This is a genomic window from Shimazuella alba (assembly GCF_009831235.1).
Lineage (GTDB): Bacteria > Bacillota > Bacilli > Thermoactinomycetales > Thermoactinomycetaceae > Shimazuella > Shimazuella alba.
The window spans coordinates 1-12387 of record NZ_WUUL01000017.1; the positions used below are offsets into that span (position 1 = coordinate 1).

Sequence of the window (12387 nt, forward strand, 5' to 3'; positions counted from 1 at the left end):
TTTTCACTTGTTTTATTACGTAATGTCTAGTAATTATTTTCGAATTTTGGATAAAACACCATCTCTCAAACTGATTGGAGCTTCCTGTTCCCAATTTATCTTTCTATAAAAATACTGTAGAGCTAGTCTGGATGAATGCTTCACACAATGCCAGTTAGCGAATGGACCTGTCATCGATAAATCCACTTCGACCCTTTATAGTTCGTTACCCAGTAATCCATAGCCTCATCAGTCAGAATCGAACTCTGGACTCCAGCGATGAAAGCATGATAGGAAGTGACTGTTAGCCTAAAGTCAGAATCAGGGAACTGCTTCCTCAGCTTCTTATCGATCACTTCCAAGGGCTTTTAATATCCTTAAATCTTTGTTTGATAGGATCGTTGATCAATTGCTAGAGCTGATCCTTTGGTCCCTTTGCTTTTTTTCGACGTTGGGTGTGAAGAATGAATGGATCTGCGCAACGAGCTTTTCACGAGTTCCTTTTCCTTGGCGATCAGCTTCGCTTTCAGAGAATTGAATTACTGTTCGCCATACGCCATCGGAAATATTTTGTTTCGGTTCTTTATGAGCGAAACTACTGTCCCTATATTCCAGTGGAGAAATATAAAGTGGTCAGAATCGACTTAGGATTGAAGCATTCTTCCATCCTTTCGGATGGGGAGAAAGTAAACGCTCCCACATATTTTCGAAAATACGAGCAACAATTAGCAAAAGCGCATCGAACCGTGTGTAGACGTACAAAAGGTGGCTCTAACTGGCAAAAAGCACGTATCCAAGTAACGAAGATTCATGGGAAGATCACGAATCAGTGTCATGATTTCCTTCAAAGCTCTCTACGAAGTTGATTCACGAAAACCAAGTAATCAGCGCGGAAGATTTGCAAGTGAAGAACATGGTGAAGAATCATCATTTAGCGAAGTCCATCACCGATGTTTGTTTCCATGCTCGATTACAAAGCACAATGGTTCGGCAGAACACTAGGACGGACATTCCCAGCATGCAGCGTTTCTCATGATCGAGACATCAACGCAGCTACGAATATCTTGCAAGAAGGATTAAGAGTAGTCGCCGTTGGGACTATGGTTTGAGCTTGATTCACTTCCTTGGGGTACTGAAGACTATCCAAGTATCCCCCACCACCTCTAAGCTTAGCGTAGGTGGAGTGAGAGTTCAAATTAGATTAATTGTAACGTAATAAAAACCATGGTCAATAACACTTAGCTATAATTTCACTCCATTTCACCGATATGAATGAGAATTGGGACAAATTCATTTTGAGGATAATTATTTACTACTTAATAGTAAATTATGTAGAATAGGACAGTAGCTATTCCATTTCAAAACTTAGAGATGTAGGGAGCTTCCTGATGAAATACAACTTTGATCAAGTCATTAATCGATACCAAACTTCTTCTGAAAAATGGGACGAAGTAGAACATATTTATGGTGAATCCGACTTACTGCCACTATGGGTTGCTGATATGGACTTTCAATCACCCCATGTTGTTATAGAGGCAATGCAGAAACGAATCGAACATGGAATATTTGGTTATAACACGCGTATGGACTCCTATTATGAAGCGATTACGAACTGGATGAGAGAGAAACATCAATGGGAAGTTCCAAAAGAATGGATTTGTTATAGCCCGGGTGTAATGCCAGCTATCAGTTTAGTTATCACTCATTTTACGAAGCCAAATGATTTAATTCTCGTTCAGCCTCCTGTGTATGCCCCTTTTTTCGAAGTGGTTACAAAAAACAATAGAAAGTTAATCACTAATCCTTTGAAATATGAAAACAATCGGTATTTTATTGATTTCGCCGATTTGGAAAGGAAGCTAGATCTAGGGGTAAAACTATTCATATTATGTAGTCCGCATAATCCAGTTGGTCGAGTGTGGAGTAAAGAAGAATTGACTCAACTAGCGAAGATGTGTGGGGAAAGAGATGTTCTCATTGTTGCTGATGAAATTCACTCTGATCTTGTATATAAAGGTAATAAACATATTCCTTTAGCGTCTATTTCGGAAGAATTAGCACAAAGGTCTATTATCTGTAATGCGCCTACGAAAACTTTTAATTTACCAGGCATCCAAACAGCCAACGTCATCATAGCAAATGAAAAATTGCGAACTCATTTTCAAAAAGCCTTAGAAAGTCATTTTCTGCAATTTAGCAATACCTTTGGAATTATTGCAACAGAAAGTGCATATCGTTTTGGGGCTGACTGGTTAGAACAATGTATGGATTATATACAGGATAATTTTCAATTGGTACAATCCTATTTTAAAGAGCATGTTCCAGAGATAAAAGTTATTCAAGCAGAAGGAACATATTTGGCTTGGCTGGATTGTAAAGATTTACCATTTGATACACCAACTCTAATGAAATGTATGATAAAAGAAGCAAAAGTTGCGCCTGTTTTTGGTAAAACCTTTGGCATGGAAGGTGCTGGATTCCTTCGTTTGAATATTGGGACTCCTCGAGCTGTTCTTCAAGAAGCTTTAAAACGAATGAGTGTAGCTGTTAAAAACTATTAAAGAAAGATGAAACTATAAGAATCTATCATATAGTAAAAGGAGCCAATCCATGCAGATTGGCTCCTTTTACTGAAAAAATGAATGTTTATTGAGAACATTCATCCTATGTTCAGATCATTTGGTGTGGTTTGAGAACAGCGAAACATTTGCATGATAATCATGAGACAGTTAATACTAATTATTCCGACGATAGGTATATTACACTATTCGTTGTATCATGTAGTAAGCCAATGATGAATGGACCAGCTGCACCGTTTACGTATCCAACGGATTGAATCAAAGCTGACCAAGATGCAGCTTCTTCTGAGCTTTTTGTTATGTCAATAGAAAGAAGACTCAGCAAAAACAATGTACCTGCTCCAATACCAATAAATGCAGCTGCAAGCCATGGTTGCAGTGAGACAAATAACATACTAAAACCAAGTAATTCGATCCATCGCAGCGAAAGACATCCAAAGCAATCGAGATAGATATACTTCTAGAAGCTTCGGAAGTATTAACTCGACTGGAATTTGTATAACGCAAATATTGTTAATAAATTACCAGCATATACTTTGCTATACCCCATACTCTGTATGATGGGAGGTAGCCATGCGGTAACGGAATAAAATAACATTGCAAGTAGACCAAACGTAATAGTTAGTAGCCAAGCTTCTTTGTTTCCAGGGCATTGTATTTGGCTTTTGTGAATAGAATTGTTTTTGATCTGATTGCAAAGGGCGCAGCACAAAAGATCCACAGATGGGAACAGCAATAATTGCAAAGATAGACCAAATTGCTAAAGCACCTTGCCAAAAATTGAACGCTGGTGAAAGAGGAAAAGTTAGACCTTAAGCCAATGCAGCTCCAATGGTTAATGCCATTGTGTAAACAGCTATCATTGCTGGGATTTGTAAATAACGCTTAATGAAACCTGTTAACAAAGATCCTACTGCTGCGATGTCAGTGCCAGAAAAAAAGGTTGTAGTAATCATGAGTGGTGTGTTTGTAGGCAAAAAATCGTAAAATCGTTCCGAGTCCGATTAATCCTAGCGCCCATACAAATGGTTCGCTCGATACCAATCCGATTTACATTTTGGCAGCAATAGATGAAAATAGCCCCATACAAAGCACAGAAATTACATAAAACAGACAGAGCCTGCCAAATGGTACCATTTGGCAGGCTCTGTCTGTTTTCTATTCACTTAATAGTTTAGAACAAACAACCATGCTTTTTCCCTGCATTACTTTCATGGTTACCATCATTTATTTCAAATGTGATGTAGGGAGTACCAGTTTACCTTGATCTAAAGCTTTTATTTTTCCCAAAGTTATCTATAAAAAATTCACTAGTAAAAACTACTTATAAAGTATTATATTTATATTAAATATGATACTTTATGCCAATGTAACGCTTCATCAGCTCCCTCGCTTTTTTCTTGATGAAAAAGGTGCTATAGTAATACAGATATAAATGAGCGGAGTGTGGGGCCATGCAGGAACATAATGGAGTACAACTTATTGTAGTAACTGGTATGTCAGGTGCAGGAAAAACAGTTGCAGCTCAGTGCTTTGAAGATCTTGGTTACTTTTGTATCGACAATCTCCCCCCTATACTTATCTCTAAGTTCGCTGAATTATTAGGGCAGTCGAATGGAAAACTACAAAAAGTAGCACTTATCATTGATTTACGAGGCAGGGCGTTTTTTGCAACATTATTGGATTCCTTGAGGCAGTTAGAAGAACAACATGGAATATCGCATCAAATTCTGTTTTTGGAAGCGGACGATGATACACTTGTACGACGCTACAAAGAGACAAGAAGAAGACATCCACTAGCAATTGGAGGAACACCTCTAGACGGAATCCGTCAAGAAAGAGCTTTACTACAAGAGCTCCGGGAAAAGGCAAACAATGTAATCGATACGAGTAGACTCCGTCCTTTAGAGCTTAAACAACAGATTCAAGATTTACAAAATGCTTCAAAATCAGAGGCCTTTGTTACCTTTATGTCTTTTGGTTTTAAACATGGGATTCCAATTGATGCTGATTTGGTATTTGATGTAAGATTTTTACCAAATCCACATTATATTGATGAACTAAGACCACAAACGGGTAGAGAAAAAATTGTCTCTGATTATGTAATGAAATGGGAAGAAACGCAAATTTTCCTAAATAAAATAACGGATTTGCTTACTTTTCTTATTCCTCAATACAAAAAGGAAGGAAAATCACAACTAGTAGCAGCAATTGGTTGTACGGGTGGTAAGCACCGTTCTGTGGCAATTGCCGAGCATCTATATCATACATTGAAAGATCAGGAAAGATGCCAAGTGAAGCACCGAGATATGGAGAAAGGCGGTTAACACATGTATGAAACGGAATAAACAATACCCCCGTATTGTCTGTATTGGTGGGGGGACTGGTCTGTCTGTCTTACTAAGAGGTTTAAAGAAATTCCCTGTAGAGATCACTGCAATAGTTACGGTTGCAGATGATGGTGGGAGTTCAGGCAGATTGAGAAATGACCTACAGATGCCTCCTCCAGGCGATATACGAAATGTGCTTATCGCGATGGCTGATACGGAACCGTTATTAGAAAAGGTTTTCCAGCATCGCTTTCAAAATGGAAACGGACTAGCAGGACATAATTTAGGAAATTTAATGATTGCTGCCATGCAAGAGATTACAGGTGATTTTACCACGGCAATTAAAGAGCTGAGTAGAGTGCTTGCGATAAATGGAAGAGTTTTTCCTGCAAGTGAACAAGATGTAGTGCTCTTAGCGGAAATGATAGATGGTTCGATTGTCAAAGGGGAATCGCAGATTCCGAAAGCTGGAAAAAAAATACGACGAGTGTTTCTCCATCCACCCAGTCCAAAACCTCAAGAAGAGGCAATAGAGGCTATTCGAGAAGCTGATGGAATTGTAGTAGGGCCTGGAAGTCTCTACACGAGTATTCTTCCCAATCTCCTTGTAAAAGGGATGGCAGATGAAATTAGGAAATCAAATGCGTGCAAAATTTATATTTGTAACATTATGACACAGCATGGAGAGACGGATAGATTTTCTGCAAGTGACCATATTCGAGTGATATATGATCACGTAGGTCCGGATTTATTTGATTTTACATTGCTTAACAATGAAGTACCTCCTTCTTTTTTAAAAGAAAGGTATGCAAGTAGTCAACAAAATATGGTTTTACCTGATGTAGAAGAGATCATGCGATTAGGTTGTCATCCTCTTATGGATAACTTATTGCTTTACCGTTCTCTAGTAAGACACGACGCATACCGGATTAGTAAACACATTTTGAGAATTGTGCGTGGGAGATTGCGTGAATTTCAAGGTGTGTAGTTGCAGATATGCGAAAAAATCCTTTAAAATGGATGGTAAGTATAGGTAGTAGAAGGGATCAATCATGTCGTTTACTTCTGAAACAAAAAAAGAGCTAACCAAAATAGAAACCAAAGCATGCTGCAAAAAGGCAGAGCTCTCAGCTCTTGTTCGCATGAATGGAATGCTGGAAATTAAAGATAAACAACTGATGGTAGAATTAATTACAGAAAGTCCTTCTACAGCTAGGCATATGTTTTCGTTGCTCAGAGGGATGTATCAAGTACAACCAGAGGTTCTTGTTCGAAAAAAGATACGACTAAAAAAAAATAATGTCTATTCTATTCGCCTTCATCAAAATTCAGCAAAAGTGCTAACAGATTTAGCAATATTTGAAGCAGATGGTTGGGAGCGAATCGCTGGGATTTCTTCCGATTTAATAGCAAAACCTTGCTGTAAACGATCATACTTGCGTGGAGCTTTTTTAGCAGGAGGGTCTGTTAACAACCCAGATAGTGGTTCTTATCATTTGGAGATCATGACTACTTATCATGATCACGCAGAAGCACTACAAACGTTGATGGAAGAATACCACTTACACGCAAAGATGATTGAACGAAAAAAAGGGTATATTGTTTACATGAAAGAGGGAGACAAAATTGGAGAATTCCTAAATATTATAGGAGCTCATCCATCACTGTTACACTTTGAAAACGTTCGCATAATGAAAGATATGCGAAATTCAGTTAATCGATTGGTTAACTGTGAAACAGCTAATTTAAACAAGACAGTCCAAGCAGCTATTAGACAGAAGGAAAATATTGAACTAATAGCAGAGCACTTTGGATTGGAAAATATACCAGATAAATTACGGGAAGTTGCAGAGCTGAGATTGCAATATCCAGAAGTGAATTTTACAGAACTTGGTGAGTTGATACCAAGCGGAAAAATTAGCAAATCTGCGGTGAATCACCGTATGCGAAAGATTGATGAGCTGGCCAAACAACTACGAGATAAATTGGGGGAGACGTAAAAGTGTATAAACAGACTGTAATCGTAAAGTTAGATGTTGGCCTACATGCCCGTCCAGCAGCATACTTTGTTCGAGAAGCTGGCCGTTTTTCGTCGGAGATTCATGTAATCAAAGGTACAGCGAAAGTGAATGCCAAAAGTATCATGGGAGTTATGAGTTTAGCAGTTTCAAAAGGTACCGAGATTACAATTGAGGCTACAGGACGAGATGAACAAGAAGCTGTAGAACGGTTGATTGGGATCGTCCGAGGGGAAAATTAAATAGAGTGTCACAATTGTAACAAGGTATTCCATTTATCTTTGTTATGATGGAGGGTGATAGAAGAATATATGGAGGACAGCATGGATATTCTACTTTACCCTCTTTTTGTGTTGGGTTGCATTGTTTTATTCATCTGTTGTTTTCGCTTCTTTCAGGAATCTCCTTTTTGGGGGACAGCATGGGTATTTTTTCTTGTCATTGCCCTTACCTATGATAACCTGATATTAGCGTTTGGTCGCTTGATTGGTTTTGGAGAAACATTGGAAACACTGAGCATGATACGGTATTTATTTCATGTATTTTTAATACCGTCTTTGGTATTTGTATCTCTCGATTTTCTTCGTCGTACAGATGCTAGATGGGTAGAAAGTATTATCGTAAAAGTTTCTTTCCATCTTTATACACTTATCTTAACTATCGTAGGTATATTTCATGATTTTTTGTGGGTGAAAATGGAAGCTATTTCAATAAATGGGATAGATCGATATATTATTAGTGATTCTCCGTTCTCCATTACATTTTTCTTTGCTATTATACCCATGATATTTGCTTCCGTTGTAATATGGAGGAAAATGGAATGGCCATTTCTGATACTTGGGTGTTTTATGGTCATTTCACTGGGAATAGTCTCGTCTCTATTAGGATTTTACGCACTCGGATCGTTTACAGAACTGGTCTTTTTGGCGGTTCTTGTCCTAACGGAATATAAATTGAAGCAGGAAGATTATACATCCAACTTATTTGAAGCATGAGGAGCTTTCCACCTAGACAAACTATCAGTAGGAGGTGGATGTGAAAAATGCTTCGTCAAATAGGTTGGATTATTTTATGTGTAGGTTTATTGGCAGCTGGATGTCAACGGACAACAGCTCCAGAGAAAAGAACAGGCTTGGACAATGATACTCGTTCCTACAGTTATGTAAGTTATCCAGAGAGTAAGATGGTGCAAGCAGCAAAAACAGTTGATGCTGTACATCAAGCAAAGATAGAGTACACAGGGAAAAATATCATCATGGATGTATATGTAAGACCAGGTGTAAAGCAGAGTGATTATGCGATGATTGAAGCACAAGTGAGAAGAGTAGTGACACAATCCGCACCTCTTAATCCGTTCATCCTTCATATTCATCCAGCAGAAGAAAGCCGAACCTGATATTAGGTTCGGCTGTATTTTTAGATATGAGTGCCGGTGGCGTGTCTTAGTAGGGGAGGCATGTCAATCCCGTACTTGACTCGCGACCGGCTGCCAGTCTGTCTTGTGGGTTTTCCGAACAGGAATGAGAGGATGGTTGCCACTCTGTTTTATAGGGTGAACACCGAACAAAACTAGAGTATTTCGGCTACCGAGTGTCCTTGTAGGGATACCGTACCAACTTGACTGGCTGTGCAAGAAACTTTGAAGGTGGTAGAATGACCCTTTGCCACCCCAATTTCCACATCTCCACTGTCTCTTGCGGTACTATAACATAGTTAGTTTTGATTATAACGGGAGTACAAACTAGAGTAAAGAAAACTATCTATTTTTGGACTTCTTCTTTTTATCAAAAAAACGATTTTTTTGTTTTCCAGAAGCGTAAGATCCGCCTTTACCAGTATTTCGCTTTGTTTTTGGGAAGGTTTGTCTCTCTGTTTTTCTTTTTGGTGTACGTAATCTGCCTGGTGCATTAAGATCAGAAAGGCTCACTTTGGTTTTGTTTGGTTCTTTGGTGAGCATCTTGAGTGCCGCTGCAACGAGCGCAATGGAATCATGCTCATCCAACAATTTCTTAGCAAGTTCTCGATAAGAACCGTAATTTTTCTCTTCCACAGTACTGCGCAAGTTTTCCATTGCTGTAAATTGTTGTCCCTCTAATGCTTCATTAATGGTTGGGATCGCTTCGCGTTTGATTTTCTTTTTGGTCATTCGTTCGATATAACGAAGATGATCCATTTCACGATAACTTACAAAGGTGATAGCTACCCCAGTTTTACCAGCACGGCCGGTTCTTCCGATACGGTGAACGTAGCTTTCTGGTTCTTGTGGAATATCGAAGTTATAGACATGTGTGACACCAGAGATATCGAGCCCACGCGCTGCGACATCCGTTGCGACCATAATATCGATGGTACCTTCTTTAAATCGTCGTACGACGGTGTCACGCCGTGATTGATTGAGATCACCATGTAGACCTTCAGCTGCGTATCCACGCTTGTTTAGAGCCTCTGTCAGTTCGTCTACGCGCTTCTTAGTACGACCAAAAACGATAGCGAGTTCTGGAGATTGAATATCGAGCAGGTTACACAAAACATCAAACTTCTGATTTGGAGCTAACTCGATAAAAGATTGCTCGATATTTGGCATTGTGACTTCTTTTGCTTTCACTTTTACCTGCATAGGATCAATCATAAATTTGTTTGCTAATTTACGAATCTGGTCAGGCATAGTAGCAGAGAAGAGCAATGTTTGTCTTTCTGTAGGAGCTTGAGCCAAAATCGCCTCGATATCTTCGATAAAGCCCATGTTAAGCATTTCATCTGCTTCATCAAGTACAACGATCTGTATGTTTTGTAGGCGAATCGTTTTGCGACGGAGATGATCTTGTAATCTTCCTGGAGTACCAACAATGACTTGAGGACGTTTTTTGAGTGCACGAATCTGACGATCGATATCTTGACCACCATAAACTGGTAGGGCGCGAACACGTTTAAATTGACCAATCCGATTTAACTCTTCAGCCACTTGGATAGCGAGCTCCCGTGTTGGAGCGATGACCAAAGCTTGAATGCTGTCGTTTTGCGTATCGATGCGCTCAACAAGTGGGATGCCAAAAGCTGCGGTTTTCCCTGTTCCTGTTTGTGCTTGGCCAATAAGATCTTTCCCGGAAATAGTGTTCGGAATTGTTTCTGCTTGGATATCTGTGGCTTCTTCATATCCCATTTGGTGGATGGCTTGAAGAAGTTGTGGGCTTAATCCTAAATCTGAAAAAGGTTTCAATGTGTGTAAAACTCCTTTGTTTTTTAGTTGTTTCTTTTATTATTTGTATAAAATCTCATCCTATGTTGCCGGATGTAAAAATCTTATCTTTTAAATCCCGCAAAAAATCCACCTCGACGGGTGGATTTCGATTCATCTTATTTGTTCATCTTATTTCTTTTCAATTACTTTGTCAATTAGACCATATTCAAGTGCTTCTTCGGCACTCATAAAGTTGTCGCGATCTGTGTCTTTTGCAATTCGTTCGATAGGTTGGCCGGTAAACTCAGAATACAATTTATTTAACTTATCACGCATTTTAATAATACGTTTTGCGCGAATTTCGATATCAGATGCTTGGCCTTGGGCACCGCCAAGTGGTTGGTGAATCATCACTTCACTGTTAGGTAGGGCAAAACGTTTTCCTTTTGCACCTGCTGCTAACAAGAATGAACCCATCGAAGCTGCTATTCCGATACAGTTGGTTTCTACATCTGGTTTAATAAATTGCATGGTGTCATAAATAGCCATACCTGCTGTGATAGAACCACCAGGAGAATTAATATATAAATGAATATCTTTTTCTGGATCTTCTGCTGCAAGAAACAGCAACTGAGCAACAACTACGTTCGCTACATCATCATCGATTGCACTGCCCAATAAAATAATACGATCTTTTAGTAGTCGAGAGTATATATCATAGGAGCGCTCACCACGGTTTGTTTGTTCTACTACCATTGGTATTAGGTTATTCATCATGTCAGTCTCCTCCATATGTAAGAAATATCTTGCTACGAAACTATCATACCTCATTGGTCAAAAAAGGTCAAATGAAATATAGGGAGATTTTAATTCTCTGATTGTAGGTTTAAACATTACAGTTTTGCCCATTTATCATTTACAATAGTCAGCATAAGAAGGAGGTATGGGGATCAAGTTTTTCAATCGCCAACATGTCCTTCATTTTTATTTTTCCAATGGGAGTGAAGAGATCACTTTGAAAAGTTATCGAGCAGAAGGTATAGTTGAAAGACAAGAACATTTGAAGCTAATATTTCAAGCAGTTTGACTTGTCGAAAAATAAATTTTTAATAAAGCAAAGTAGTATAGAATTTTATAAATTGTTAATCGTGGTGATTAAATTGAAAAGAGCAAGAATAATTTATAATCCTTCTTCTGGGAGGGAACTTTTTAAACGAGAATTACCAGAAGTTTTGGTGAAACTTGAGAAGGCTGGCTACGAAACATCCTGTCATGAGACAACTGGTAAAGGAGATGCGGAAGCAGAAGCAAAATTAGCTTCTACTCGAGGCTACGAAATTGTAATAGCTGCTGGTGGAGATGGCACTATTAATGAAGTGATAAATGGGCTGGCTAATTCATTGATTCGACCGAAGCTTGGCGTGATTCCAGTAGGTACATCAAATGACTTTGCACGAGCGCTTCATATTCCGCGCATAGTAGATAAGGCCGTAAATATAATCGTCGAGGGAAATTTCATACCAGTTGATATTGGGAAAATGAATTCTCGGTACTTTATGAATATTGCAGGGGGAGGACACCTTACAGAACTAACCTATGGAGTTCCAAGTAAACTAAAAACAGGATTAGGACAGCTTGCCTATTACCTAAAAGGAATAGAGATGATTCCTTCACTAAAATCAACTGAAGTCACAATAGAATATGATGGGAAAATTTTTGAAGGAGATATCATGCTTTTTCTCGTTGCAAATACGAACTCTGTTGGTGGATTTGAGACGTTGGCGCCAGACTCAAACGTACAAGATGGTAAGTTCTCCTTACTGATATTGAAGAAGACCCATCTGACCGATTTAATAAGAATTGCTACTTTGGCGATCCGTGGGGAACATATTAGTGATCCAAATATTATTTATGAAAAAGCAAGTACTATCAGGGTGAATGCCAAGGAGCGTATGCAAATCAATTTAGATGGGGAGTATGGTGGTGATGCTCCTGCAAATTTTGTAAATTTACAGCATCATATCGAGATTTTTGTCCCGAATATGCACATAAAATAAATTATCTAAAAAGGTCAAACGACTTTAAGGGTGAGTTGTATTCTCACATAAAAATATGAAGGATGATGAAGTTATTCTGTATATTTAGTAATTTTTGATAGTCTAAAAAGGTTTTTTGATGAAAGATCCTACTGAAAGATATTCAGCTTGATTATTATTCTAACAAGGGCGAATTTTTTGTTACCTACATACAAGGTATTATATAATATAAGTACAGCACAACGAGTCCCTGACAGGGGTAGAAAG

Annotated in this window: 15 protein-coding genes; 11 read left to right on the forward strand and 4 right to left on the reverse strand. The window is 38.6% G+C overall.

Features of this window, described 5'->3' with window-relative positions:
* Positions 1–443 precede the first annotated feature (443 nt).
* From GSM42_RS18305 to GSM42_RS18315, 3 genes are all read left to right on the forward strand, one after another.
* Positions 444–845 carry a transposase gene (locus tag GSM42_RS18305; RefSeq protein WP_160802995.1) on the forward strand — a complete coding sequence of 134 codons (402 nt, stop codon included), beginning with the start codon at positions 444–446 and terminating at the stop codon, positions 843–845.
* Positions 846–929: 84 nt separating this feature from the next.
* The gene (locus GSM42_RS18310; RefSeq protein WP_160802996.1) at positions 930–1088 is read left to right on the forward strand and encodes a hypothetical protein; all 159 of its coding nucleotides are present in this window, start codon (positions 930–932) and stop codon (positions 1086–1088) included.
* 279 nt (positions 1089–1367) lie between these two features.
* A complete protein-coding gene (locus GSM42_RS18315; protein ID WP_160802997.1) occupies positions 1368–2540 on the forward strand; it encodes a MalY/PatB family protein in 1173 nt (390 codons plus the stop codon).
* Positions 2541–2718: 178 nt separating this feature from the next.
* Here the strand turns inward: GSM42_RS18315 and GSM42_RS18320 are convergent, their stop codons facing one another.
* Together GSM42_RS18320 and GSM42_RS18325 are read right to left on the reverse strand one after the other, a co-directional pair.
* Complete coding sequence (locus GSM42_RS18320) at positions 2719–2952, reverse strand: MFS transporter (RefSeq protein WP_160802998.1); 234 nt, start codon at positions 2950–2952, stop codon at positions 2719–2721.
* 418 nt (positions 2953–3370) lie between these two features.
* The gene (locus tag GSM42_RS18325; RefSeq protein ID WP_160802999.1) at positions 3371–3535 is read right to left on the reverse strand and encodes a hypothetical protein; all 165 of its coding nucleotides are present in this window, start codon (positions 3533–3535) and stop codon (positions 3371–3373) included.
* Between the two features lie 477 nt (positions 3536–4012).
* Here GSM42_RS18325 and rapZ point away from each other — a divergent pair, with 477 nt between their 5' ends.
* The 6 genes from rapZ (at position 4013) to GSM42_RS18355 (ending at position 8302) form a co-directional block, all read left to right on the forward strand.
* Positions 4013–4885, forward strand: coding sequence for an RNase adapter RapZ (rapZ, locus tag GSM42_RS18330; protein ID WP_160803000.1), 873 nt, complete (start codon positions 4013–4015; stop codon positions 4883–4885).
* Between the two features lie 7 nt (positions 4886–4892).
* Complete coding sequence (locus GSM42_RS18335; protein ID WP_160803001.1) at positions 4893–5876, forward strand: gluconeogenesis factor YvcK family protein; 984 nt, start codon at positions 4893–4895, stop codon at positions 5874–5876.
* A gap of 64 nt (positions 5877–5940) precedes the next feature.
* The gene (gene whiA, locus GSM42_RS18340; RefSeq protein WP_160803002.1) at positions 5941–6888 is read left to right on the forward strand and encodes a DNA-binding protein WhiA; all 948 of its coding nucleotides are present in this window, start codon (positions 5941–5943) and stop codon (positions 6886–6888) included.
* A 2-nt stretch (positions 6889–6890) separates the two neighbouring features.
* Positions 6891–7148: an HPr family phosphocarrier protein gene (locus GSM42_RS18345; protein WP_160803003.1), complete on the forward strand. Its 258-nt coding sequence runs from the start codon at positions 6891–6893 to the stop codon at positions 7146–7148.
* An 81-nt stretch (positions 7149–7229) separates the two neighbouring features.
* A complete protein-coding gene (locus tag GSM42_RS18350; protein WP_160803004.1) occupies positions 7230–7901 on the forward strand; it encodes a hypothetical protein in 672 nt (223 codons plus the stop codon).
* A 47-nt stretch (positions 7902–7948) separates the two neighbouring features.
* Positions 7949–8302 (forward strand): hypothetical protein, encoded by a 354-nt coding sequence (locus tag GSM42_RS18355; protein ID WP_160803005.1) that lies wholly within the window; start codon positions 7949–7951, stop codon positions 8300–8302.
* 360 nt (positions 8303–8662) lie between these two features.
* On the opposite strand, the gene cshA is transcribed toward GSM42_RS18355, so the two are convergent.
* On the reverse strand, positions 8663–10123 hold the full coding sequence (gene cshA / locus GSM42_RS18360) for a degradosome RNA helicase CshA (RefSeq protein WP_160803006.1): 1461 nt from the start codon (positions 10121–10123) through the stop codon (positions 8663–8665).
* A 150-nt stretch (positions 10124–10273) separates the two neighbouring features.
* Complete coding sequence (gene clpP, locus GSM42_RS18365) at positions 10274–10861, reverse strand: ATP-dependent Clp endopeptidase proteolytic subunit ClpP (protein WP_160803007.1); 588 nt, start codon at positions 10859–10861, stop codon at positions 10274–10276.
* Between the two features lie 166 nt (positions 10862–11027).
* Here clpP and GSM42_RS18370 point away from each other — a divergent pair, with 166 nt between their 5' ends.
* Together GSM42_RS18370 and GSM42_RS18375 are read left to right on the forward strand one after the other, a co-directional pair.
* Positions 11028–11171 (forward strand): hypothetical protein, encoded by a 144-nt coding sequence (locus GSM42_RS18370; protein ID WP_160803008.1) that lies wholly within the window; start codon positions 11028–11030, stop codon positions 11169–11171.
* 73 nt (positions 11172–11244) lie between these two features.
* Positions 11245–12141, forward strand: coding sequence for a diacylglycerol kinase (locus GSM42_RS18375; protein ID WP_160803009.1), 897 nt, complete (start codon positions 11245–11247; stop codon positions 12139–12141).
* The last annotated feature ends 246 nt before the right edge of the window (positions 12142–12387 follow it).

Excerpts from the sequence above, each read along its gene's own strand:
- GSM42_RS18335 (WP_160803001.1), top strand. The coding sequence starts at position 4,893 with ATGAAACGGAATAAACAATACCCCCGTATTGTCTGTATTGGTGGGGGG.
- GSM42_RS18320 (WP_160802998.1), bottom strand. The coding sequence starts at position 2,952 with ATGTTATTTGTCTCACTGCAACCATGGCTTGCAGCTGCATTTATTGGT.
- GSM42_RS18310 (WP_160802996.1), top strand. The coding sequence starts at position 930 with ATGTTTGTTTCCATGCTCGATTACAAAGCACAATGGTTCGGCAGAACA.
- rapZ (WP_160803000.1), top strand. The coding sequence starts at position 4,013 with ATGCAGGAACATAATGGAGTACAACTTATTGTAGTAACTGGTATGTCA.
- clpP (WP_160803007.1), bottom strand. The coding sequence starts at position 10,861 with ATGATGAATAACCTAATACCAATGGTAGTAGAACAAACAAACCGTGGT.
- GSM42_RS18315 (WP_160802997.1), top strand. The coding sequence starts at position 1,368 with ATGAAATACAACTTTGATCAAGTCATTAATCGATACCAAACTTCTTCT.
- GSM42_RS18350 (WP_160803004.1), top strand. The coding sequence starts at position 7,230 with ATGGATATTCTACTTTACCCTCTTTTTGTGTTGGGTTGCATTGTTTTA.
- GSM42_RS18355 (WP_160803005.1), top strand. The coding sequence starts at position 7,949 with ATGCTTCGTCAAATAGGTTGGATTATTTTATGTGTAGGTTTATTGGCA.
- GSM42_RS18370 (WP_160803008.1), top strand. The coding sequence starts at position 11,028 with ATGGGGATCAAGTTTTTCAATCGCCAACATGTCCTTCATTTTTATTTT.
- whiA (WP_160803002.1), top strand. The coding sequence starts at position 5,941 with ATGTCGTTTACTTCTGAAACAAAAAAAGAGCTAACCAAAATAGAAACC.
- GSM42_RS18305 (WP_160802995.1), top strand. The coding sequence starts at position 444 with ATGAATGGATCTGCGCAACGAGCTTTTCACGAGTTCCTTTTCCTTGGC.